The following is a 21,880-nucleotide window of genomic DNA, read 5'->3' as shown; positions in this document are numbered from 1 at the left end:
AAAACAAGCTGCCAGAGCCGTCTGATTGGCCGATCTGCCGGATTTGCCGGCGCCGCTTCCGGGGCCTATCTGGGGGCATCGAAACTGGTCCCTTTTCATGAGCGCAGCCGAACAGCTTGAAGACCCACCCGGCGGCGTACCGCCGCGGCGCGACGCGCTGCTCGAGGAAGAGGCCTTCATCGAAACCCAGCTGACGCAGTCGCCGGCCAAAACCGGCGCGAAGCTGCGCCCGCTGCTGGCGCTGGCGCCCTACGTCGCGCGCTACCGTGGGCGGGCGATATTGGCGTTTATCTCGCTGACCGTCGCGGCGGTGACGACCCTCGTGGTGCCGATCGCGGTGCGGCGCATGATCGACTTCGGCTTCAGCCCCGAAGGCATCGCGATGATCAACAGCTATTTCAGCGTGATGATCGCGGTCGTTGCGGTGCTGGCCTGCGCCAGCGCATCGCGGTTCTACCTGGTCATGACGATCGGCGAGCGCATCGTTGCGGACTTGCGGCGCGACGTGTTTGCGCACCTGATCTCGCTGTCGCCGTCGTTCTTCGATTCCGCCCGCAGCGGCGAACTGGTCTCGCGGCTCACGGCTGACACCACCCAGATCAAGTCGGCGGTGGGCGCGTCGGTGTCGATCGCGCTGCGCAACCTGATGCTGTTCATCGGCGCCACCACCATGATGGTGATCACGAGCCCAAAACTTTCGCTGTTCGTGCTGCTGGCAATTCCGGTGATCGTGATTCCGCTTGTCGCGTTCGGACGCTGGGTGCGGCGGCTGTCGCGCAACGCACAGGACACGCTGGCCGACGCCAGCGCCTATGCCTCCGAGCTGGTCGGCGCTATCCGAACCGTGCAGGCCTATACCAGCGAGCGGCTGGCCGCGACGCGCTTCGGCCGCGAGGTCGAACAGGCCTATGACGCCGCGCGCAGTTCGACGCGGGCGCGCGCGGTGCTGACCTTGATCATCATCTTCATCGTGTTTTCCAGCGTGGTCGTGATCCTGTGGGTCGGCTCGCACGACGTGCTGACCGGTTCGATCAGCCCGGGCCGGCTCGGCCAGTTCGTGCTGTATGCGGCGTTCGCCGCGACGGGCCTCGGCCAGCTCAGCGAGGTCTGGGGTGAAGTCTCGGCCGCCTCGGGCGCCGCCGAACGGCTGTTCGAGATCCTGCGCGTCAAGCCGCAGATCACGGCGCCGGCCTCGCCGGCCGCCCTGCCGTCGCCGGCGCGCGGCGATGTCGGGTTTGAGAATGTCAGCTTCAACTACCCGACGCGCCCGGATGTACGGGCGATCGACAGCGTCTCGCTGTCGGTGCGGGCCGGAGAGAAGGTCGCGATCGTCGGCCCGTCAGGCGCCGGCAAGAGCACGCTGTTTCACCTGCTGCTGCGGTTCTACGATCCCGCCAGCGGAACGATTTCGGTCGACGGCGTGCCGATCAGGTCGGCCGATCCACGCGAGTTACGCGCGCGCATCGCGCTGGTGCCGCAGGACTCGGTGGTGTTCGCGGCAAGCGCCCGTGAAAACATCCGCTTCGGCCGGCCTGATGCCAGCGATGCCGAGGTCGAACGCGCGGCCGATCAGGCGCATGCCACCGAGTTCATTCGCCGCCTGCCTGACGGTTTCGAGGCGCAGCTTGGCGAGCGCGGCGTGACGCTGTCGGGCGGCCAGCGCCAGCGCATTGCCATTGCCCGCGCCATCCTGCGCGACGCCCCGCTGTTGCTGCTCGATGAGGCAACTTCCGCCCTCGATGCCGAAAGCGAGACCCTGGTGCAGACCGCGCTGGAAGAATTGATGCGCCACCGCACGACGCTCGTGATCGCGCACCGGCTCGCGACCGTTCTGTCCTGCGACAGTATCATGGTGATGGACCAGGGCCGCATCGTCGAACAGGGCACGCATGCCTCGCTGGTTGCCGCGAACGGGCTCTACGCAAGGCTGGCAAGATTGCAGTTCGAGGGGATCTAAACCCCGCTCGTCATGCCCGGACTTGATCCGGGCATCCATCCGCTTCGAAAGAATCTCTCTTGATGGATTGCCGGGTCAAGCCCGGCAATGACAATGTTGGCATCCTCAGCGTTCCGTCAGCTTCAGCTCGATGCGGCGGTTGCGTTTGTAGGCTTCCTCCGTCGGCGCCGTGTCGAGCGGCTGGAATTCGGCAAAGCCTGCGGCGACCAGCCGCTGCGCGGGCACGCCGAGCGAGATCAGGTACTGCACCACCGAGATCGCGCGTGCCGATGACAATTCCCAGTTCGACTTGAACACCGGGCTGTTCATGATCGGCCGCACGTCGGTGTGGCCGTCGACCCGCAGCACCCAGGCGATTTCACTCGGGATCTTGCCATCGAGTTCGACCAGCGCGGAGGCAAGCTTGTCGAGCTCGGCGCGGCCTTCAGGCAGCAGCAAGGCTTGTCCGGTGTCGAAGAACACTTCGGATTGGAACACGAAGCGATCGCCGACGATCCGGACATCCGGCCGATTGCCGAGAATCGCACGCAGCCGCCCGAAGAACTCGGAACGGTAACGCGTCAGTTCCTGCACCCGCTGCGCCAGCGCCACGTTGAGGCGTTGGCCGAGATCGGCAATGCGGCCCTGCGATTCCTTGTCGCGCTTTTCGGAGGCGTCGAGCGCTTCTTCGAGCGCGGCGAGCTGCCGGCGCAGCGCGCTGATCTGCTGGTTCAGCACCTCGATCTGCGCCAGCGCGCGCGACGTCACCGCCTTCTCGGAATCCAGCGCCTTGTTGAGTTCGTTGGCGCGGCCCTGGGCGTCGTTGCCGGCGCCGGCGAGCCCCTCATAAAGGCCCTTGATGCGATCGCGCTCCGCTTCCACCGATGTCAATCCGGCGCGCGCCTGCGAGAGCTGGTCGCTGAGGTTCAATCCGGTGAGTTTTTCCAGCGACAGCAGATCGTTCAACTGCGCGATCTTGGCGTTGAGCGCCTCCAGCGCCTTGTCCTTGCCGGTGACTTCCTGCGACAGGAAGAACTGCACGACGAGAAACACTGAGAGCAGGAACACGATCGAGAGCACCAGCGTCGACAGCGCGTCGACGAAGCCCGGCCAGTAGTTCATTCCCGATTCGTTGCGGCGTGCACGCGCGAGGGCCATCGGCTAAATACCTCAATTTTTCTCGGGCTGGCGCGCGATCCGCTCGAGCAGCTTCTTGATCTCGCGATTCTGTTCGCCCTGGCCGTCGGCCCATTCGCGGATCATCTGCTGCTCGGTGCGCATATGCGCGACCAGGCCCTGAATCGCTTCGGCGAGATTGGCCATCGCCGCCGTGGTGTTGCGGCTGCTGCCGCCTTCCTCGACCACCGCGCGCAGCCGCTCCATCGCCTGCTGCAGCTCGCCGGATACACCGGTGGTGCCGTCGCCTGAATATTCGCGCACGGTCGAGGCGAGCCAGTCTTCCAGGTCGGTATAGAAGCGGTTCTGCGCCTGGCTCGATTGCAGGTCGAGGAAACCCAGGATCAGCGATCCGGCGAGGCCGAACAGCGAGGACGAAAACGAGATGCCCATGCCCTTGAGCGGCGCCGCCAGACCCTCCTTCAGGGTATCGAACAGCGAGCCCGAATCACCACCGACCTTCAGCCCCTCGATCACCTGGCCGACGGAGCCTACGGTTTCGATCAGGCCCCAGAAGGTGCCGAGCAGGCCGAGAAAGACCAGCAAGCCCGTCATGTAGCGGGAGATGTCACGGGCTTCGTCCAGCCTTGTTGCGATCGAATCCAGCAAATGCCGCATGGTCTGCTGCGAGATCGACATCCGCCCGGTGCGCTCGCCGCCGAGTATCGCCGCCATCGGCGCCAGCAGCGTGGGGCGCCGGGCGATCGCGAGACCGGGATCGGCGATGCGGAAATTGTTGACCCAGGAGACCTCCGGGTAGAGCCGGATCACCTGCCGGAACGACAGGATAATGCCGATCAGAAGCACCGCGCCGATCAGGGCGTTGAGGCCGGGATTGGCGAAGAACGCGGTGACGATCTGCTTGTAGAGCACCGTCATGACCAGGCCGCACAACACCAGGAACACCAGCATCCGCACTAGAAAGATCTGTGGCGACGACAATTTGGTGAGCTCGATCTCCATTTCGGAGCGGGCGGAGGGGCCTTGGGGCATTGCGGGGGTCTTCCGTTGCGAAAAGCCGCGTTTGGGAGGCCAATATGGCACAGCGCGGCTGAGAAAAAAGATCGGAAAAGCGCTGTTTCAGGCAGACGGTGGGGAACTTCACGCCGAAACCGGGCTTTGACTTGAGCGTATTTTGGAAACGTTCTTTGTCCAACCGGGATTTTTCATGACGGTCCTGTATCTCGAAGCGCTGGCGGCGGTGGCTGGTTTGCTCTCGGTCCGGATGGCGGGCGCCTGGACGGTGCAGCCACGCACCGGCAATGCCGGCTGGGTGGATGCAATCCGGACCCCTTCGCTCGGGTTGGCCCGCAGTGATTCCCGAAAGTGGAGGCCGGTTCTCTAAAAAAGGATCCTGCTCAGAAAAAGGGAGTGGTCACATGAGCTTTGTTTCCACGATCATCGGCACCGCTGAGCGGGTGCCGCTGCCTGACGTCATCATCCGTGCGGCGATCCACCGGCTGTGTTCGCGCACCGCAACAAGGCTCGCCATCGGCAATGTCGAAAGCGACGCCTGGTTTGCCGACGAGATGGCCGCGCGCGCCATCGCCGAATACAGCGACGAGGCCACCGCGCAGCATCACGAGGTGCCGTCGGCGTTCTACGCGCTTGTCCTCGGGCCACACCGCAAATACTCCTCATGCTTCTACCGGGAGCCGGCCACGACGTTGCAGGAGGCCGAAGAGGAGGCGCTCCGTCAGACCGTCGGGCATGCCGATATAGCCGATGGCCAATCGATTCTCGAATTCGGCTGCGGCTGGGGTTCGCTGTCGCTGTGGATGGCGCGACAATTCCCGCATTCGGAAGTGATGGCAGTATCGAACTCCGCCTCACAACGCGAATTCATCGAAGGCGAAGCCCGCAAGCGCGGATTGAAGAATCTGCGTGTGGTTTCCTCGGAGATGAATTTGTTCGACCCGAAGATGCAGTTCGACCGCATCGTCTCTGTCGAGATGTTCGAGCACCTGTTGAACTGGCGCGAATTGATGTCGCGGATCCGTTCGTGGCTGAAGCCCGACGGCCGCTTCTTCATGCACATCTTCACCCATCGCTCGGGCGCCTATCTGTTCGACCGCGCCGATGGCGAGGACTGGGTCGCGCAGCATTTCTTCACCGGCGGCATGATGCCGAGCCATCATCTGATACGGCAATATTCCGATCTGCTCGAAATCGAAAAGGAGTGGCGCTGGAGCGGGCTGCATTATCAGCGCACCGCGCAGGATTGGCTGGCCAATTTCGATCTGCGCCGCGAGGAGATCGAAGCGGTGTTGCGTCCCGTCTATGGCGGTGAGACCGCGTTGTGGATGCGGCGCTGGCGCTGGTTCTTCCTCGCGACGTCAGGCCTGTTCGGTTACGCCGACGGCAGCGAATGGGGCATCAGCCACTACCGGATGAAGGCGGCTGGTTAACGGGGAGCAGTGATTCGCGCCAGTTTTGCGCAAATTTGCGCGGGGCCGCTCTCTCACGCGCTCACATCCTTGGGTTCCATTCCAACAAGCAAAAAAGGAATGTTGTCACAATCCGGTGAGTCGGCAAAATCGCCGTTTATTCAGTGCGATAGCGTCGTGTGACATTGGGCCGCCGCGCATGCGCATTGCATCGCAGCAAACTCACCCTATCCTTGTCTCAACAAGAACGCGGTGTCTTCGCGACATATCGCGCAAACACATGTTTGCGCGCTTCAACTCGACTAAAGGGGCGATATTTCTGATGTCTGGAATTCGTGCGCAATCATGCATCGCACTGGTGCTCGTTGCGATGGCGCCGCTGTTGGCTGGATGCAAAGAGCCGACCGCTGCGACGGCTGCTGTGCAGCCTTCTTCCGAGCCAGATGTCAGTGTTGTTACCGTGAGGCCGCAGTCGCGTGCGATCATCCGCGAATTGCCGGGGCGTATCGCGCCGACCCGTGTTTCCGAAGTGCGGCCGCGCGTGTCCGGTATCGTGGTCGAGCGCCTGTTCCATCAGGGCAGCGAGGTCAAGGCCGGCGACGCCCTCTACAGGATCGATCCGCGGCCGTTCGAGGTCGAGGTGCAATCGACCGAAGCCGCGCTGGCGCGCGCCAAAGCCACGCTCGATCAGGCCGCATCGCATGCGCGCCGCATCGCCACGCTGACCAGCCAGCGCGCAGCCCCCGAAGCCGAGAACGAAAAGGCCATCTCGGCCGAGCGTCAGGCGGCTGCCGACGTCGAGGGCCGCAAGGCCGACGTCGCCCGCGCGAAACTCAATCTTGACTATGCCACCATCCGCGCTCCGATCGATGGCGTCGTCGGCGCCGCGCTGGTGAGCGAAGGCGCGCTTGTCGTGCAGAACGAAGCCACGAGCCTTGCGACCATCCAGCAGCTCGATCCGATCTATGCCGATTTCACGCAATCGGTGAACGAACTCAATCAGCTGCGCCGGGCGGTGGAGAGCGGCGATCTCGACCGTATCGCGCCTGACGCCATGAAGGTTCGCCTGGTGCTGGACGACGGCTCGGTTTATCCGATTGCCGGCAGGTTGCTGTTCTCGGAGGCCAAGGTCGATGCCCATACCGGGCAGGTGACGTTGCGCGGCGAGTTCCCCAATCCGAGGCGCGAATTGCTACCGGGCATGTATGTCCGCGTGCTGATCGAGCAGGGCATCGATACCGACGCCATCGCGGTTCCGCAGCAGGCGATCCAGCGCAATGGCGGCGGCGGCAGCGAAGTGTTCGTGGTGAAGAGCGACAACCTCGTCGCCGTCCAGCCGGTACGCACCGGCTCGTTGCAGGGCGGCCAGTGGTTCGTCACCGAGGGCTTGAAGGCCGGAGACAGGGTCATCGTCGAGGGCTTCCAGAAGTTTGCCGCCGGCGATAAGGTCCGGCCGCAGCTGCTGACCGAGGCCGACGCGTCCGCCGATTTCGCCGGTGCCAGGCCGTCCGCGCAAGCGACACGGTAGATTCCATGCCGAGTTTCTTCATCGACAGGCCGATCTTCGCCTGGGTCGTCGCGCTTTTCATCTGTCTGATCGGCGCGATCTCGATCCCGCTGCTGGCGATCGCGCAGTATCCGATCATCGCGCCGCCCTCGATCTCGATATCGACCAGCTATCCCGGCGCGTCGCCGGAAAACCTCTACAACAGCGTCACGCGGCTGATCGAGGAAGAGCTCAACGGCGCCAACGGCATCCTGAACTTCGAGTCCACCAGCGACTCGCTGGGCCAGGTCGAGATCATCGCCAATTTCGTGCCGGGCACCGACACCGGGACGGCGTCGGTGGAGGTGCAGAATCGCATCAAGCGCGTCGAGGCACGTCTGCCGCGCGCGGTGATCCAGCAGGGCATCCTGATCGAGGAAGCTTCCAGCGCCGTGCTGCAAATCATCACGCTGCGCTCGACCGACGGCAGCCTCGACGAGGTCGGCCTCGGCGACTTCATGATTCGCAGCGTTCTCGGCGAAATCAGGCGCATTCCCGGCGTCGGCCGCGCCACGCTCTATTCCACCGAACGCAGTCTGCGTATCTGGGTCGATCCGGCCAAGCTGGTCGGCTTTGGGCTGACCGCCGATGACGTCAACAAGGCGATCACGGCGCAGAACGCGCAAGTCGCCTCCGGCAGCATCGGCGCCGAGCCGAGCACGGACGACCAGAAGATTTCGGCGCTGGTGCTGGTCAAGGGACAGCTCGCGTCGCCGGACGAATTCGGCGCGATCATCCTGCGTGCCAATGCGGACGGCTCGACAGTGCGTTTGCGCGACGTGGCCCGGATCGAGATCGGCGGATTAAGCTATCAGTTCAACACGCGGCTTAACGGCAAACCGACGGCGGGTCTGTCGGTGCTGATGTCGCCGACCGGCAACGCGCTGGCGACCGCAAGCGCGGTCGAAGCCAAGATGAAGGAGCTGTCGCGCTTCTTCCCGGCCAACATCGCCTATGAGATCCCCTACAACATCACACCTGTCGTGAAGGCCTCGATCGAGAAGGTGCTGATGACGCTGGTCGAAGCCATCGTGCTGGTCTTCATCGTGATGTTCCTTTTCCTGCAGAACATCCGCTACACCATCATTCCGACCATCGTGGTGCCGGTGGCGCTGCTCGGCACTTGCGCGATCCTGCTTGCGGCCGGCTACTCCATCAACATGCTGACGATGTTCGGCATGGTGCTGGCGGTCGGCATTCTCGTCGACGACGCCATCGTGGTGGTCGAGAACGTCGAGCGTATCATGGCCGAAGAGGGCCTGCCGCCGAAGGAGGCCACCCGCAAGGCGATGTCGCAGATCACCGGCGCCATCATCGGCATTACGCTGGTGCTGATCGCGGTGTTCGTGCCGATGGCGTTCTTCCCGGGCTCGGTCGGCGTCATCTACCGGCAGTTCTCGGTAACGATGGTCGCGGCGATCGCGTTCTCCGCGCTGCTGGCGATGTCGCTGACGCCGGCGCTGTGCGCGACCTTGCTGAAGCCGGTCGCGGCCGGCCATGGTCATGCGAAAAAGGGCGTGTTCGGCTGGTTCAACCGCGCGCTCGACGGCACCAAGGACGGTTATACCCGCGTCGTCGGTCACTCCTTGAAGCGTACCGGCCGACTGATGCTGATCTATGCGGCGCTGCTCGTCGGGCTGAGCTGGGCCTTTATTCGCTTGCCCGGCGGCTTCCTCCCCGTCGACGACCAGGGCTTCATCACCACCGACGTGCAGACACCGGCTGACTCGTCCTATGCCCGCACCGAGGCGGCGGTCGAGAAGGTCGAGCAATATCTGGCCAAGCGTTCCGGCGTCGAGAACGTCACCTTCCTCACCGGCTTCAGCTTCCTCGGCCAGGGCATCAACACCGCGCAGGCCTTCATCACGCTGAAGGACTGGTCGGATCGCGGGCCGAAGGATTCGGCAGCCGCCATCGTCAACGACATCAACCGTGATCTGTCGTCGATCCGCGACGCCCGGATTTCCGCGCTGCAGCCGCCGCCGATCGACAATCTCGGCAACTCCTCGGGCTTCTCGTTCCGCCTGCAGGACCGCGGCCAGAAGGGCTATCCGGCGCTGGTCAGCGCCGCCGAGCAGCTGATCGCGGAAGCCAATGCCAGCCGCGTGCTGCAAAAGGTCTATGTCGAAGGCCTGCCGCCGGGTCCGCAGGTCAATCTGATGATCGACCGCGAAAAGGCCGGCGCGTTCGGCGTCACTTTCGAGGACATCAACAACACCATCTCGACCAATCTCGGCTCGAACTACATCAACGACTTCCCGAACCGGGGCCGGATGCAGCGCGTGATCGTGCAGGCCGACCGCGGCAGCCGCATGAATGCCGACGACATCCTGAACTACAACGTCAAGAACAGCCGCGGCCAGCTGGTGCCACTGTCTTCGTTCGCCTCCGTCGAATGGTCGAAGGGGCCGACGCAGATCGCCGGCTTCAACTACTATCCGGCGGTCCGCATCAGCGGCGAAGCCAAGCCCGGCTTCACCTCGGGCGATGCCATCGCCGAGATGGAGCGGCTCGCGGGCAAGCTGCCGCGCGGCTTCGGCTACGAGTGGACCGGACAATCGCTGCAGGAAAAGCTCTCGGGCTCGCAGGCGCCGTTCCTGCTTGGCCTGTCGGCGCTGGTGGTGTTCCTGTGTCTGGCGGCGCTCTATGAAAGCTGGACCATTCCACTCGCCGTGCTGCTGACGGTGCCGCTCGGCATCTTCGGCTCAGTGCTGGCCGCGTCGTTGCGCGGCCTGCCGAACGACGTTTACTTCACCGTCGCCCTGATCACCATCATCGGACTGGCCGCGAAAGACGCCATTCTGATCATCGAGTTTGCCAAGGAGCTGCGCGCGCAAGGCAAGCCGCTGATTGAGGCGACGATCGAAGCCTGCACCTTGCGTTTCCGCCCGATCCTGATGACCGGTCTCGCCTTCGTTTGCGGCGTGCTGCCGATGGTGATCGCGACCGGCGCCGGCGGCGCCAGCCAGCAGGCGCTCGGCACCAGCGTGATGGGCGGTATGATCGCGGTCGTGATCCTGGCGCTGCTGATGGTGCCGGCGTTCTTCGTCGTGGTGCAGAGGTTCCTTGCCGGCGATCGGGAGAAGGTGACGGAAGCGAAGCCGGCGCAGGCGGCGCCGAGGGCCGCGGAGTAGCGATCATTCGCCACACCGGCCTGCCGCCTCGACCGGCAGGCTCCAGCGCCGTTACAGCGGCTTCAGAATCTTCACCAGCTCTTTGTGCACGAACTCGTTGCCGCAGATCAGGTGACCGGTCGTGAGCGGGTCATCATCCCCCGCCATGCCTGACACGACGCCGCCGGCCTCGCGGATCATGATCTGTCCGGCCGCCATATCCCATGGCTGCAGATTGCGCTCCCAATAGCCGTCGAGGCGGCCGGCGGCGACGAAGGCCATGTCGAGCGAGGCAGCTCCGAACCTTCGAAGGCCTGCGACCTTTTCCTGGATCGCGGTCATTTCCTGCCGCGACTGGGCAAGATCGCCGCGTCCGATATGCGGCAGCCCGCAGCCGATCACGCATTCGTCGAGCTTGCGGCGGTTGGCGACGCGCAGCCGCTGCTCGTTGAGGAAGGCGCCCTTGCCGCGCTCGGCGATGTAGAGCTCGTCATTGGCCGGATTGTAGATCACGCCGGCAATGATGACGCCTTCGCGCTGCAGGCCGATCGAGATCGCGAATTGCGGAATGCCGTGCAGGAAGTTCGTCGTGCCGTCCAGGGGATCGACGATCCAGGTGTGGCTCTTGTCGGCGCCTTCGCGGGTGCCGCCTTCCTCGCCGATGAAGCCGTAACCCGGCCGCGACTTGGTCAGATCCGCATAGAGCAGTTCCTCGGCTCGCTTGTCGGCCTTGGTGACGAAATTCGCCGGCCCCTTGAGCGACACCTGCAGATGCTCGATCTCGCCGAGGTCGCGCTTGAGGCTGCGGCCGGCGTTGCGCGCGGCTTTCACCATGACGTTGATAAGGGCTGAATGCAGCATGATGCGAGGCTTACGGGTTGAGGTGAAAAAAACGGCCAATGCCGCCCAAGGGCTGAGCTAAGGGGTGAGGGACTGGGTGCCCTGACGATGTGTCGCCGTCAAGGCGTCATTTCTTGTCGTTGCCGATCCATTTGCGGGCGGCCTCCTGGGCCTTGGCGCGGTCCTCGGGACTGAGGCTCGCAAGCGCCTCGTCCAGCATCGGATCGCCCTTGCCGGCGGTCTTGGCGACAATGTGCCATTTCAGGGCCTCGACCTTGTCGACCGGCGCGCCCTGTCCACTGACCAGCACGCGGGCGAGGCGGTTCTGCGCAATCGGGCTGTTTTGCCGGGCCGCCTTGCGGAGCAGCGCCACCCCGGCGGCCTCGTTCTTCGGCGTGCCGGTCCCGTTATAGAGCGCGATCGCGTATTCGACCTCGGCATCGACATTGTCGGCCAGCGACGCGGCCTGCAGCAGGCGCACCGCCTTGTCGAGGTCCTTGGGCACGCCGGTGCCTTCCTTGTAGAAGGTCGCGAGCGCGTATTGCGCTTCCGGATTGCCGGCGTCGGCTGCGATCCGCAGCAATTCGGCGGAACGTTTCACGTCCTGCGGCAGTGTCTGCCCGTCGAGATACAGCAGCGCCAGGTTATACGCCGCCTTGGGACTGCCGAGCTTGGCGGCGGAAGCCAGCAGCTTGACGGCTTGCTCGCGGTTGACCGGGCCGCCGCGGCCGGAAAGCTTCATCATCGCCAGCGCAAACATGCCCTCGCGGTCGCCAGCGTCGGCGGCGCGCTGGTACCATTCGATGGCTTTCGCATAGTCGCGCTTGACGCCGAGGGCGCCGGAGTAGAGTTCGCCGATCATCGTCATCGCCTTGGCGTCGCCGGCATATTGCGCCCGCGTCAGCGCCAGATCGAGCGCGGTCTTGTAGAGGCCGCGCTGATAGGCGCCGTAGACGAGATCGACATTGGGATCGTCAAAACTGGGCGTCGGTGAAGCTGTCGGAGTGGGCGTCGCGGCCGGCTTGGGCGTGGCCGCAGGCTTCTTGGCGACAGCGGGCGCCTTCGGCTTCGGGGCCTCCTTGGAAGTATCCTTCGAAGCATCCTTGGAAGTCTCTTTGGTCGCCGCGTTGGGCGCCTCTTTCTTGGCGGCCGGCTTGCTGGCCGGCGCGGGCGTTTGCGCTGCGGGCGGCGTCAGCGAGATCTGCGCCGATGCGCCGGCCGCCGCCATCAGGCAGCAGCCAAGGATCGATATCGGACGCAGCAGTCTCATGTCCGGCGCTATCCCCGTCCGGTCGTCTGCTCGGTGGTGTCGTCCGTGCTCTTGCTTTTTCCAAACGCGGCGGCGTGCGCTTGCGTGATCGCCTGTTCGATATCGATCAGCGCCGCCTCGGGCCCGCGCGGATCGGCCCAGACGAAATCGCCGACCAGCACGAAATCCGCACCCGCAGCGGCAAATTCACGGGCCTCCTCGCATGAGGCCGCATAGCCGACGCAGGGCGGTTCGAACAATTCATCCCACCATTGCAGGCGCTCGGCGATCGCCTCCGCCGAGGGCCGCTCGCCCTTGGCGTCGGGCTCACCGAACAGCACGTAGTCCGCACCTGCTTCGCCCGCGGCCATCGAATCGTGCCGCGTGGCGAGGCCGCCGACGCCGGCGATGCGATCGGGCTTCAGGGAAGGGAAGGCGTCTTCGATGGCAGCTAACCCGGTCAGATGCGCGCCATCGGCGCCGCCGCGGGCCACCAGCTCGACATGGCCGTCCAGCAGCAGCGCTGCGCCGCCGTCCTGGACCGGGGGCGCCAGCGCCTTGATCCGCGAGATCATGGTGCGCTGGTCGGTCTCGCGCAGCCGCAGCAGCACTGCGGCGACGTCGGCCGCGGCGAGCAGGCCGGGGAGGCCGGCGATGAGCTGCGACGGGTCGTCCACGACCGGCGTCGCGAGATAGAGGCGCGGCACCGGGCGCTGCGGAACGGGTTTGGCGGCCAATGCTATGCGACCTTCTTTTCCAGGCCGGCGTCCCACTCACCCTTGCTCGCCAGCGCATTCATCCGCGCCCGGTGCGTGAATGCGCGCTGGCCGGCCGCGACGTTCTCGGCCTTGCCCGACCACGCCTTTTGCGGCGCCGCCTGCAGCGCGCGGCCGTAGGAGAAGGTCAGCCGCCAGGGCAGGCCGCCGATCCGGTTCATGGCATTGAGATGCGCGGTCGCATCCTCGTCGGACTGTCCGCCGGAAAGGAAGGCGATGCCGGGCACGGCCGCCGGAACGCAGCTCTTCAACAGCCGGATGGTCTTCTCCGCGACCTCTTCAACGGGCGATGGCTTTGCGCTTTTCTTGCCTGCGATCGCCATGTTGGGTTTCAGGATCATGCCCTCCAGCGCGACGCGCTGGACCCGCAATTCCTGGAATGTCTTGTTGAGGACGCGCTGGGTTACGTCGTAGCAGCGGTCGATGTCGTGATCGCCGTCCATCAACACTTCCGGCTCGACGATCGGCACGATCTGCGCCTGCTGGCACAGCGCGGCATAACGGGCGAGCGCATGCGCGTTGACATGGATCGCGGTCATGGTGGGGATGTTCTGGCCGATGTCGATCACCGCCCGCCATTTGGCGAACCGTGCGCCGCGCTCGTAATACTTCTTCAGGCGCTCGGCGAGCTTGTCGAGCCCGGCCGTGATCAGTTCGCCGGGGCAGCCCGGCAAGCCCTGGGTGCCCTCATCCACCTTGATGCCGGGGATGGCGCCGGACTGCTCGATCAGCTTGACCAGCGGGGTGCCGTCCTTGGCATTCTGCCAGATGGTTTCGTCATAGAGGATGACGCCTGAGACGTACTTGCTCATCGCCTCCTGCGAGCGAAACAGCATTTCCCGGTAGTCGCGGCGCGTCTCCTCGGTCGATTCGACGCTGATGGCGTCGAAGCGCTTCTTGATCGTACCGGAGGATTCGTCGGCGGCGAGTACGCCCTTGCCCGGCGTGACCATGGCGAGGGCGACCTTGTTGAGGTCAGCGAGATTCATCGATCCGTTCTCCAGACACCTGCCTTGCAAACCAAAATAGGCGGTTCTCGGGCAATTGCCTAGAAAACGTTCGTCGCGGCCGGCAGCCTCCGCGGCGGGTTGGCGCTGTCTCAGGCGACCTTCGGGTCAAGCTCGCCCTTGCTGTAGCGCTTGGCCATTTCGGCCGTGGTCAGCACCTTCTTGATCTTGCTGGCCTGGCCCGCGGTGTTGAATTCCTGCAGCCGCTGCTTGCACAGCTTGGTCATCGCTTCCATCGCCGGCTTGAGATATTTGCGCGGGTCGAACTCTTCCGGATTGTCCTTCAGAACCTTGCGGATCTGTCCGGTCATCGCCATGCGGTTGTCGGTGTCGATGTTGATCTTGCGCACGCCGTGCTTGATGCCGCGCTGGATCTCGGAAACCGGCACGCCCCAGGTCGGCTTCATCTTGCCGCCGTTGGCGTTGATGATTTCCTGCAGGTCCTGCGGCACCGAGGACGATCCATGCATCACCAGATGCGTGTTCGGCAGCTTGCGATGGATCTCCTCGATCACGTTCATGGCGAGGATGTCGCCGTCGGGCTTGCGGGTGAACTTGTAGGCGCCGTGCGAGGTGCCCATCGCGATCGCCAGGGCGTCGACCTTGGTCTCCTGGACGAATTTTACCGCCTCGTCCGGGTTGGTCAGCAGCTGGTCGTGCGACAATTTACCCTCGGCGCCGTGGCCGTCTTCCTTGTCGCCCATGCCGGTTTCGAGCGAGCCGAGCACGCCGAGTTCGCCTTCCACCGAGATGCCGCCGAGATGGGCCATGCCGGTGACGGTTTTGGTGACGCCGACATTGTAATCCCAATCGCCGGGCGTCTTGCCGTCGGCTTTCAGCGAACCGTCCATCATCACCGACGTGAAGCCGGCCTGGATCGCGGTCATGCAGGTGTCAGGAGCATTGCCGTGATCGAGATGCACGCAGACCGGGATCTGCGGATAGATTTCGGTGACTGCGTCCATCATGTGCTTGAGCATGATGTCATTGGCGTAGGAGCGCGCGCCGCGCGAGGCCTGGATGATGACGGGCGCATCGAGGCTGGAGGCGGCCTCCATGATCGCGAGCGCCTGCTCCATATTGTTGATGTTGAAGGCCGGCACGCCGTAATCATGCTCCGCCGCGTGGTCGAGCAATTGACGCAACGTAATCCGAGCCATCCGAATTCTCCTTGTATTTACAGCGCCCTAAGCGCTCATCTGCTGTCAGTTGAAGGTACTAGCGAACTTTTAGAACTTCGACGCCGGGCAGGGGTTTCCCCTCCATCCATTCAAGAAACGCGCCGCCCGCGGTCGAAACATAGGAAAAATCGCCGGCCACGCCGGCCTGGTTCAGGGCCGCGACGGTGTCGCCGCCGCCCGCGACCGAGATCAGCTTTTTGGCCTTGGTGCGCTCGGCGGCGTGCCTGGCCGACACCATGGTGCCGCGGTCGAACGGCGTCATTTCGAAGGCGCCGAGCGGGCCGTTCCAGACCAGCGTCGCGGCGTCGTCGATCGCGGCGTGGATCCGCGCAATCGATTGCGGGCCGACGTCGAGGATCATGCCGTCGGCCGGAATGGCGTCGAGGCCGTAGGCGTGCGAGGGCGAATTGGCGGCGAAATGATAGGCGACCACGGCGTCCACGGGCAGGATGATGGCGCAGTTGGCGGCCTCGGCCTTTTCCATGATCCGCAGCGCGGTCGCCGCCAGATCCTTTTCCGCCAGCGATTTGCCGACGCCGACGCCCTGCGCGTGCAGGAAGGTATTGGCCATGCCGCCGCCAATGACGAGCGCGTCGACTTTTGTCACCAGGTTTTCCAGAAGATCGATCTTGGTCGACACCTTGGCGCCGCCGATGATCGCGATGACGGGATGGGTTGGCGCTTCCAGCGCCTTGCCGAGCGCGTCGAGTTCGGCCTGCATGGTGCGGCCGGCGCAGGACCAAAGCACGTGACCGAGCCCTTCGGTCGAGGCATGGGCGCGGTGCGCTGCGGAGAAGGCATCGTTGACGAAGTAGTCGCCGCAATGCTGGAGAACATCGACGAACTTCGGATCGTTGGCTTCCTCACCCGCCTTGAAGCGCAAATTCTCCAGCAGCATGACTTCGCCGGGCTTGAGGTTTTCCGTCGCCAGATACGGCGTGTCGAGATCGTCGCAGAATTTCACTTCTGTGCCGAGCAGCTTTGAAAGCGGCGCGACCACGGCCTTCAGGCTCATATCCGGCACGACCTTGCCCTTTGGGCGACCGAAATGGGCCATCAGGACGACAGCGGCGTTCTTGGCCTGCAATTCCTTGATGGTCGGGATGGCTGCACGCAGGCGTGTATCGTCGGTCACTTGGCCATTCGCCATCGGCACGTTGAAGTCGACGCGAACCAGCGCAACGTTACCGCCGACATCGGCGGACAGATCATCGAGGGTGCGGAATGATTTTGTCATTGGGGGTCTCTTGTCCCGGGTGCACTGCGGCGCGAAGCGCCGCTATGCAGAACCGGGACCCATGGTTGGGCTGGTCGCGGTATGGGTCCCGGCTCTGCGGAGCAGCGTGAAGACACGCTGCACCGCGTCCGGGACACGAGACGTAAGCTTACAGCAGCTTCCCCATCGCCACGGCGGTGTCGCCCATGCGGTTGGAGAAACCCCATTCATTGTCGTACCAGGACATCACCCGCACCAGCGTGCCGTTCTGCACCTTGGTCTGGTCCACATGGAAGGTGGACGAGTGCGGATCGTGGTTGAAGTCGATCGAGACGTTGGGCGCGGTGGTGTAGCCCAAAATGCCCTTCAGCTCCTGCTCGGAAGCGCGCTTCATCGCTTCGTTGATTTCCTTCACGTCGGTGGCGCGCTTGGCGACGATCTTGAGATCGACCACCGAGACGTTCGGGGTCGGCACACGGATCGCAACGCCGTCGAGCTTGCCCTGAAGCTCGGGCAGCACGAGGCCGATCGCCTTGGCGGCACCGGTGGAGGTCGGGATCATCGACATCGCTGCCGCACGGCCGCGATAGAGGTCGCTGTGCAGGGTGTCGAGTGTCGGCTGGTCGCCGGTATAGGCGTGGATCGTGGTCATGAAGCCGGTTTCGATACCGACGGTGTCGTTCAGGACCTTGGCGATCGGGGCGAGGCAGTTGGTGGTGCAGGAACCGTTGGAGACCACGAGGTGGTCGCGGGTCAGCTTGTCGTGATTGACGCCGTAGACGATCGTGGCGTCGGCGCCATCCGACGGCGCGGAAACCAGCACGCGCTTGGCGCCGGCGGTCAGATGCGCAGTGGCCTTGGCCTTGGCGCTGAAGATGCCGGTGCATTCCATCGCGATGTCGACGCCGAGTTCCTTCCACGGCAGTTTCGACGGATCGCGCTCGGAGGAAACCTTGATCTTGCCATTGCCGAGGTTGATCGAGTCGCCGTCGACGGTCACGGTGCCGGGGAAACGGCCATGCACGGAATCGAAACGCAGCAGATGGGCGTTGGTCTCGACCGGGCCGAGATCGTTGATGCCTACGACTTCGATATCCTTGCGGCCGGACTCCGCAATCGCCCGCAAGATGTTGCGGCCGATGCGGCCAAATCCGTTGATCGCGACCCGGATTGCCATGCTCGTTTCTCCTTTAATAGCTGGTGTCACCCCCGTGGAGAGGTTCCACGGCGGTGCTTACGGCGGATCGCCCGGTTCTGCCGGGCGAGAACGGTCAAGATGAGCTTTTAGGTAGACCTTTTTGCCAACAAGCTCAACCGTCAGCAGCGCGTCGCCGAGTTGAAGTTCCTGCAATGGTTGCGCAGAGCACGGTCAGGAACTTCGATAAGCGGCACACCAAAGTTAACTGTCGTCTACTGCCCTTTTGTGTCCGAAGTTCGCAGGGCCGAAAATGGCGCGCGAACTTCGGAAACGGGCACCTAGAGGCGCTTCAGGGCGGCGTTAACTACAGCCTCGGCAGTAATGCCGAAGTGCTTGTAAAGGTCCTTGGCGGGCGCGCTGGCGCCGAAGCCGTGCATGCCTATGAATTCACCATCCTGGCCGATCAGGGCGTCCCAGCCCCAGCGCACCGCGGCCTCGATCGCGATCTTGACCGGCGCGTTGCCGATGACAGCCTTCTGGCGGTCGGCCGGCTGAGCCAGCAGCAATTCGAGCGAGGGCACCGAAACCACCCGCGACGCGATGCCGCGTTCGGCCAACTGCTTCTGGGCGGCGACCGCGATCTCGACCTCGGAGCCGGAGGCGAACAGCGAGACCTTTGCCTCGCCTTGCGCGGCGACCAATTCATAGGCGCCGTGGCTGCAGGGATTGTCTGATGGGGCAGTGGTGCGCAATTGCGGCAGGTTCTGGCGGGTCAGCGCCAGCACCGTCGGGCCGTCGATGCGGTTGAGCGCGAGCTCCCAGCATTCGGCGACCTCGACGGCGTCGCAGGGCCGGAACACGCGCATGTTGGGAATCGCGCGCAGCGCCGCCAGATGCTCGACCGGCTGATGCGTTGGTCCGTCTTCGCCAAGCCCGATCGAATCATGGGTCATGACATAGACGACGCCCGCGCCCATCAGCGCCGCGAGCCGCATCGCAGGACGCGCGTAATCGGTGAACACCAGGAAGGTGGCGCCATTGGGCGCAAAACCGCCATGCAGGAAGACGCCGTTCATGGCCGCGGCCATGCCGTGCTCGCGGATGCCGTAATGGATGAAGCGGCCCTTCGGCGTCTTGGCTGAGAATGCGACAGCCGATTTCGCCTTGTTGTTGTTGGAGCCGGTCAGATCGGCCGAGCCGGCGAGGAATTCCATCGGCATTGCGCCGACGATCGCCTCGATCGCCGATTCCGAGGATTTCCGGGTCGCGACGTTCTGCGGCGTCTCGAGCAGCTTCTTCTTGTGGTCGCGCAGCGCCTTGGCGAGCGAGGCCGGGCGCTCATGGCGCAGCCGGCGCTCGAACTCGGCGCGCTTGCGCGGACCCAGTTCGCCGAAGACACTTTCCCATTCCTGGCGCGCGGCGGCGCCGCGGCTGCCGGCGGCGCGCCACGCCTTCAGGACGTCGTCAGGCACCGAGAACGGCTCGAGCGAGATGCCGAGCTTTTCCTTGGCGCCCTTCAGTTCTTCGGCGCCGAGCGCTTCGCCATGGGCCTTTGCGGTGCCGGCGCGGGTCGGCGCGCCGAAGCCGATCGTGGTCTTGCAGGCGATCAGCGACGGCTTGTTGGATTTCTGAGCGCGGGTGATGGCGGCTGCGATCGCCTTCGGATCATGGCCGTCGATCAGTTCGGCGGCCCAGCCGGCCGACTTGAAGCGCTTCACCTGGTCGACCGAATCGGCGATCGAAGTCGGGCCGTCGATCGAAATGCCGTTGTCGTCATACAGCACGATCAGCTTGTTGAGCTTCCAGTGCCCGGCCATCGCGATCGCTTCCTGCGACACGCCTTCCATCAGGTCGCCGTCGGAGGCGAGCACATAGGTGTGATGGCCGACCACCTTCTTGCCGAACTCGGCGGCGAGCATCTTCTCCGCCAGCGCCATGCCGACCGAGGTCGCGATGCCCTGGCCGAGCGGGCCCGTCGTGGTCTCGATGCCCTTGGTGTGGAAGTTCTCGGGGTGACCCGGCGTCAGCGATCCGAGCTGGCGGAAATTCCGGATCTGGTCGAGCGTCATGTCCTTGTTGCCGGTCAGGTACAGCAGCGCATACAGCAGCATCGAGCCGTGCCCGGCCGAGAGGACAAAACGGTCGCGGTCCGGCCACTTCGGCTCGGCGGCGTCGAATTTCAGGAACTGGGTGAACAGCACGGTCGCGATGTCGGCGGCGCCCATCGGCAGGCCGGGATGACCGGATTTCGCCTTCTCGACGGCATCCATGGCGAGGCCACGGATCGCATTGGCCATACGGGAATGATCGACCTGCGTCATGATGAAAATCCGCCTGAAATGAGGTGCTTGGTTGCGGGGTGCGAACCGGGAAAGGCCGCGATACGAGGGCTTTGGCTACGGGAAGTCTGGGCTGGATAGCACCTCAATTCCCGGAGTCCAAGGCGAGGAAACGCCGATCCGGTGCTAAAAGTTGCTTAGCGGTGCATAGCTTCGCGCGGGCGTTGCGCTGTCCTCGCTTGCCACGTAAATTTAGCGGCCTAACCGCTTGCCGAACCGCAGATTTTGCTGTGCGGCCGGCTTAACCGAAGGTGCGCGCTGTCTCTCATGAGCGATCGTCCCGCCAACGGGGCCGGCAACCCCGAGCTCGCCTTTGCCGACATCGACGCTGCAACAAGGCGGCTGATGGCGGCGCTGGATGCGCTGGAAGCTGCGGCCGAGCGGCGGCGTGATGCCGACCGCGACGAGAATGAACTGGCGAGCCGGATCCAGGCACTCGGCGCCGACCGCTCGCGCCTCGCCGACGAACTCGACGGCTCGCTGGTGAAGACCCGGCGGCTGGAGCGCACCAACCGCGAGATATCGGAAAAACTCGACGCCGCGATCGGCACCATCCGCGCCGTGCTGGACGCCGGAGAAAGCTCATGAGCCACATCAACGTCACCATCAACGGCCGGCAGTACCGCATGGCCTGCGAGGAAGGGCAGGAAGTGCGCCTGCTCAAGCTCGCCGAGAGCCTGGAAACGCGCGTCGAATCGCTGCGCGGCAAGTTCGGCGAGATCGGCGATGCGCGGCTTACCGTGATGGCGGCGCTGACCGTGTGCGACGAACTGCTCGATGCCAACCATCGCATCCGTGCGCTCGAGGAAGAACTCGAAGCCTTGCGCAAAGTGCGCGTCGCAGCCACCGATCGCGCCCGGGTGACGCAGACCGCGGTCGCCAACGCGCTCAATGCCGCGGCCGACCGCATCGAAAAGACCACGCAGATGCTGAACCGCACCATCGGCGGCGGCGTCGCGATCGGGTGATGGTTTTCTTGTCGCCCCGCCTGGCAAAGCTTACCGGGCTCGGCCTAGCCGGCGGCTTTGCGCCTCACAACCTTGACCAGAGCCTCATCAATCCTGCTCTGCCAACCCGGCCCACCACGCTTGAAGTGATCGATCACTTCCGGGCTTAGTCGGATAGAGACGGGCTTCTTGGTCGGCGCCTTATTCGGGCCTCGCCCTCTGCGCAGTTCCGGAAAGACCTCATAGAAGGGGCGGGCTTTCGCGAAGTCCTCCTTCGTCCATTCCGGATTGTCACTGACTGCGCGCATGTCGCTCGCAGTGTAGCCCTTCTTGGAAGGGCGTTTCTTAGCGGCGGCTTTCCTCATATGCCTTCCTCTCATCGCTGCTGGCGGGGCGCATGCTGATGATGCTGATGGCCTCCTTGCCGTAGTACGCGAAGACGACGCAGATGACTCCGCGGATCCGATGGCGCGGTGGCGATTCCTGAACGCCGGAAGCACAAACGCCCGATCGAAGAACTTTTCATTGAGGTCTGCGAAGTCCATCCCGTGCTTGACGAGATTTGCAAGGCGCTTCGGCTCGGCCCAAATGATCTCCACAGATTATATTGTATATACAAATTAATTCGGTGTCAATGGCAAAGAGCAGCCGAGAAGCGATGACACCGGTGCGATTCCGAGGGGTCCCCACGGGGGAGGATGGCAACTCATTCGCTTGTGTATCGCGCCTTAGCGCTGGCGGATTGGACCTTTAACGCCTACATTGGGTGGGCGAAGCTGCGTCGCGCGTCAGGAGCCATATATCCCCGGGGCCTTATCGATCCTTCAGGGAACTGTCCCTGGCCGGGTCCGTGGATCCGGTCATATGGTGCCCACCTACTTTCGTAGGGAACTCCGGGATCGAGCGCTTCAACGGCCACTGCGGCTTCGCACTTTGTTTCGGTTGATTTTTGCGTCGAGCTTTTACTCTACCGGCTTCACCACCCAGGCCCTGCAACTTTCGCTTCGTCCGTCTTCGCGGGCGATGTTC

Annotated in this window: 18 protein-coding genes and 1 other RNA gene; 8 read left to right on the top strand and 11 right to left on the bottom strand. The window is 64.1% G+C overall.

The features are described 5' to 3' along the window. Positions 1-97 precede the first annotated feature (97 nt). Positions 98-1,957 carry an ABC transporter ATP-binding protein/permease gene (locus JQ641_RS30375; protein WP_211999519.1) on the top strand — a complete coding sequence of 620 codons (1,860 nt, stop codon included), beginning with the start codon at positions 98-100 and terminating at the stop codon, positions 1,955-1,957. A 105-nt stretch (positions 1,958-2,062) separates the two neighbouring features. Here JQ641_RS30375 and JQ641_RS30370 read toward each other — a convergent pair whose 3' ends face one another. Both JQ641_RS30370 and JQ641_RS30365 read right to left on the bottom strand, forming a co-directional pair. Then, positions 2,063-3,094, bottom strand: a complete 1,032-nt coding sequence (locus JQ641_RS30370; protein ID WP_211999518.1) for a peptidoglycan -binding protein — start codon at positions 3,092-3,094, stop codon at positions 2,063-2,065. A 12-nt stretch (positions 3,095-3,106) separates the two neighbouring features. Further along, the gene (locus JQ641_RS30365; RefSeq protein ID WP_211999517.1) at positions 3,107-4,105 is read right to left on the bottom strand and encodes a flagellar motor protein MotA; all 999 of its coding nucleotides are present in this window, start codon (positions 4,103-4,105) and stop codon (positions 3,107-3,109) included. A gap of 175 nt (positions 4,106-4,280) precedes the next feature. Between JQ641_RS30365 and JQ641_RS30360 the strand changes: the two genes are divergently transcribed. The 4 genes from JQ641_RS30360 to JQ641_RS30345 all read left to right on the top strand — a co-directional run bounded on the left by JQ641_RS30360 (position 4,281) and on the right by JQ641_RS30345 (position 10,179). Next, positions 4,281-4,457 carry a hypothetical protein gene (locus JQ641_RS30360; protein ID WP_211999516.1) on the top strand — a complete coding sequence of 59 codons (177 nt, stop codon included), beginning with the start codon at positions 4,281-4,283 and terminating at the stop codon, positions 4,455-4,457. Positions 4,458-4,491: 34 nt separating this feature from the next. Next, complete coding sequence (locus JQ641_RS30355) at positions 4,492-5,520, top strand: SAM-dependent methyltransferase (RefSeq protein WP_211999515.1); 1,029 nt, start codon at positions 4,492-4,494, stop codon at positions 5,518-5,520. Positions 5,521-5,821: 301 nt separating this feature from the next. Continuing rightward, positions 5,822-7,027: an efflux RND transporter periplasmic adaptor subunit gene (locus tag JQ641_RS30350; protein WP_211999514.1), complete on the top strand. Its 1,206-nt coding sequence runs from the start codon at positions 5,822-5,824 to the stop codon at positions 7,025-7,027. A gap of 5 nt (positions 7,028-7,032) precedes the next feature. Next, positions 7,033-10,179 (top strand): multidrug efflux RND transporter permease subunit, encoded by a 3,147-nt coding sequence (locus tag JQ641_RS30345; protein ID WP_211999513.1) that lies wholly within the window; start codon positions 7,033-7,035, stop codon positions 10,177-10,179. A gap of 51 nt (positions 10,180-10,230) precedes the next feature. Here the strand turns inward: JQ641_RS30345 and JQ641_RS30340 are convergent, their stop codons facing one another. The 8 genes from JQ641_RS30340 to tkt form a co-directional block, all read right to left on the bottom strand. Further along, positions 10,231-11,019 carry an inositol monophosphatase family protein gene (locus JQ641_RS30340; protein WP_211999512.1) on the bottom strand — a complete coding sequence of 263 codons (789 nt, stop codon included), beginning with the start codon at positions 11,017-11,019 and terminating at the stop codon, positions 10,231-10,233. A gap of 106 nt (positions 11,020-11,125) precedes the next feature. Then, a complete protein-coding gene (locus JQ641_RS30335) occupies positions 11,126-12,268 on the bottom strand; it encodes a tetratricopeptide repeat protein (RefSeq protein WP_211999511.1) in 1,143 nt (380 codons plus the stop codon). 8 nt (positions 12,269-12,276) lie between these two features. Further along, positions 12,277-12,984, bottom strand: a complete 708-nt coding sequence (locus JQ641_RS30330) for a thiamine phosphate synthase (protein WP_211999510.1) — start codon at positions 12,982-12,984, stop codon at positions 12,277-12,279. A gap of 2 nt (positions 12,985-12,986) precedes the next feature. Next, the gene (locus JQ641_RS30325) at positions 12,987-14,012 is read right to left on the bottom strand and encodes a class I fructose-bisphosphate aldolase (RefSeq protein WP_211999509.1); all 1,026 of its coding nucleotides are present in this window, start codon (positions 14,010-14,012) and stop codon (positions 12,987-12,989) included. 110 nt (positions 14,013-14,122) lie between these two features. Continuing rightward, on the bottom strand, positions 14,123-15,190 hold the full coding sequence (fba, locus tag JQ641_RS30320) for a class II fructose-bisphosphate aldolase (protein ID WP_192736874.1): 1,068 nt from the start codon (positions 15,188-15,190) through the stop codon (positions 14,123-14,125). A 58-nt stretch (positions 15,191-15,248) separates the two neighbouring features. After that, positions 15,249-16,448: a phosphoglycerate kinase gene (locus JQ641_RS30315; RefSeq protein WP_211999508.1), complete on the bottom strand. Its 1,200-nt coding sequence runs from the start codon at positions 16,446-16,448 to the stop codon at positions 15,249-15,251. Between the two features lie 148 nt (positions 16,449-16,596). Further along, positions 16,597-17,604, bottom strand: coding sequence for a type I glyceraldehyde-3-phosphate dehydrogenase (gap, locus tag JQ641_RS30310; RefSeq protein ID WP_192736872.1), 1,008 nt, complete (start codon positions 17,602-17,604; stop codon positions 16,597-16,599). A 299-nt stretch (positions 17,605-17,903) separates the two neighbouring features. Further along, positions 17,904-19,886, bottom strand: a complete 1,983-nt coding sequence (gene tkt, locus JQ641_RS30305; protein WP_211999507.1) for a transketolase — start codon at positions 19,884-19,886, stop codon at positions 17,904-17,906. A 285-nt stretch (positions 19,887-20,171) separates the two neighbouring features. Between tkt and JQ641_RS30300 the strand changes: the two genes are divergently transcribed. Continuing rightward, positions 20,172-20,492: a DUF4164 domain-containing protein gene (locus JQ641_RS30300; RefSeq protein WP_192736870.1), complete on the top strand. Its 321-nt coding sequence runs from the start codon at positions 20,172-20,174 to the stop codon at positions 20,490-20,492. Further along, entirely contained in the window at positions 20,489-20,872 is a 384-nt protein-coding gene (locus JQ641_RS30295; protein ID WP_211999506.1) for a cell division protein ZapA, read from the top strand. The genes JQ641_RS30300 and JQ641_RS30295 overlap by 4 nt, the downstream gene beginning before the upstream one ends. A gap of 44 nt (positions 20,873-20,916) precedes the next feature. On the opposite strand, the gene JQ641_RS30290 is transcribed toward JQ641_RS30295, so the two are convergent. After that, positions 20,917-21,216 (bottom strand): BrnA antitoxin family protein, encoded by a 300-nt coding sequence (locus JQ641_RS30290; RefSeq protein ID WP_211999505.1) that lies wholly within the window; start codon positions 21,214-21,216, stop codon positions 20,917-20,919. A gap of 405 nt (positions 21,217-21,621) precedes the next feature. Here JQ641_RS30290 and ssrS point away from each other — a divergent pair. Beyond that, positions 21,622-21,782, top strand: a non-coding RNA gene (gene ssrS, locus JQ641_RS30285) — 6S RNA. Positions 21,783-21,880: the final 98 nt, after the last annotated feature.

The organism is Bradyrhizobium sp. JYMT SZCCT0180 (assembly GCF_018130165.1).
In the GTDB taxonomy this organism is placed as follows: domain Bacteria; phylum Pseudomonadota; class Alphaproteobacteria; order Rhizobiales; family Xanthobacteraceae; genus Bradyrhizobium.
Note: the sequence above shows the minus strand (reverse complement) of the source record. Positions and strands in the feature narration are given on the sequence as shown.

Coding starts and splice junctions, on each gene's coding strand:
- JQ641_RS30375 (WP_211999519.1), top strand. CDS start 98: ATGAGCGCAGCCGAACAGCTTGAAGACCCACCCGGCGGCGTACCGCCG.
- JQ641_RS30370 (WP_211999518.1), bottom strand. CDS start 3,094: ATGGCCCTCGCGCGTGCACGCCGCAACGAATCGGGAATGAACTACTGG.
- JQ641_RS30365 (WP_211999517.1), bottom strand. CDS start 4,105: ATGCCCCAAGGCCCCTCCGCCCGCTCCGAAATGGAGATCGAGCTCACC.
- JQ641_RS30360 (WP_211999516.1), top strand. CDS start 4,281: ATGACGGTCCTGTATCTCGAAGCGCTGGCGGCGGTGGCTGGTTTGCTC.
- JQ641_RS30355 (WP_211999515.1), top strand. CDS start 4,492: ATGAGCTTTGTTTCCACGATCATCGGCACCGCTGAGCGGGTGCCGCTG.
- JQ641_RS30350 (WP_211999514.1), top strand. CDS start 5,822: ATGTCTGGAATTCGTGCGCAATCATGCATCGCACTGGTGCTCGTTGCG.
- JQ641_RS30345 (WP_211999513.1), top strand. CDS start 7,033: ATGCCGAGTTTCTTCATCGACAGGCCGATCTTCGCCTGGGTCGTCGCG.
- JQ641_RS30340 (WP_211999512.1), bottom strand. CDS start 11,019: ATGCTGCATTCAGCCCTTATCAACGTCATGGTGAAAGCCGCGCGCAAC.
- JQ641_RS30335 (WP_211999511.1), bottom strand. CDS start 12,268: ATGAGACTGCTGCGTCCGATATCGATCCTTGGCTGCTGCCTGATGGCG.
- JQ641_RS30325 (WP_211999509.1), bottom strand. CDS start 14,012: ATGAATCTCGCTGACCTCAACAAGGTCGCCCTCGCCATGGTCACGCCG.
- fba (WP_192736874.1), bottom strand. CDS start 15,190: ATGGCTCGGATTACGTTGCGTCAATTGCTCGACCACGCGGCGGAGCAT.
- JQ641_RS30315 (WP_211999508.1), bottom strand. CDS start 16,448: ATGACAAAATCATTCCGCACCCTCGATGATCTGTCCGCCGATGTCGGC.
- gap (WP_192736872.1), bottom strand. CDS start 17,604: ATGGCAATCCGGGTCGCGATCAACGGATTTGGCCGCATCGGCCGCAAC.
- tkt (WP_211999507.1), bottom strand. CDS start 19,886: ATGACGCAGGTCGATCATTCCCGTATGGCCAATGCGATCCGTGGCCTC.
- JQ641_RS30300 (WP_192736870.1), top strand. CDS start 20,172: ATGAGCGATCGTCCCGCCAACGGGGCCGGCAACCCCGAGCTCGCCTTT.
- JQ641_RS30295 (WP_211999506.1), top strand. CDS start 20,489: ATGAGCCACATCAACGTCACCATCAACGGCCGGCAGTACCGCATGGCC.
- JQ641_RS30290 (WP_211999505.1), bottom strand. CDS start 21,216: ATGAGGAAAGCCGCCGCTAAGAAACGCCCTTCCAAGAAGGGCTACACT.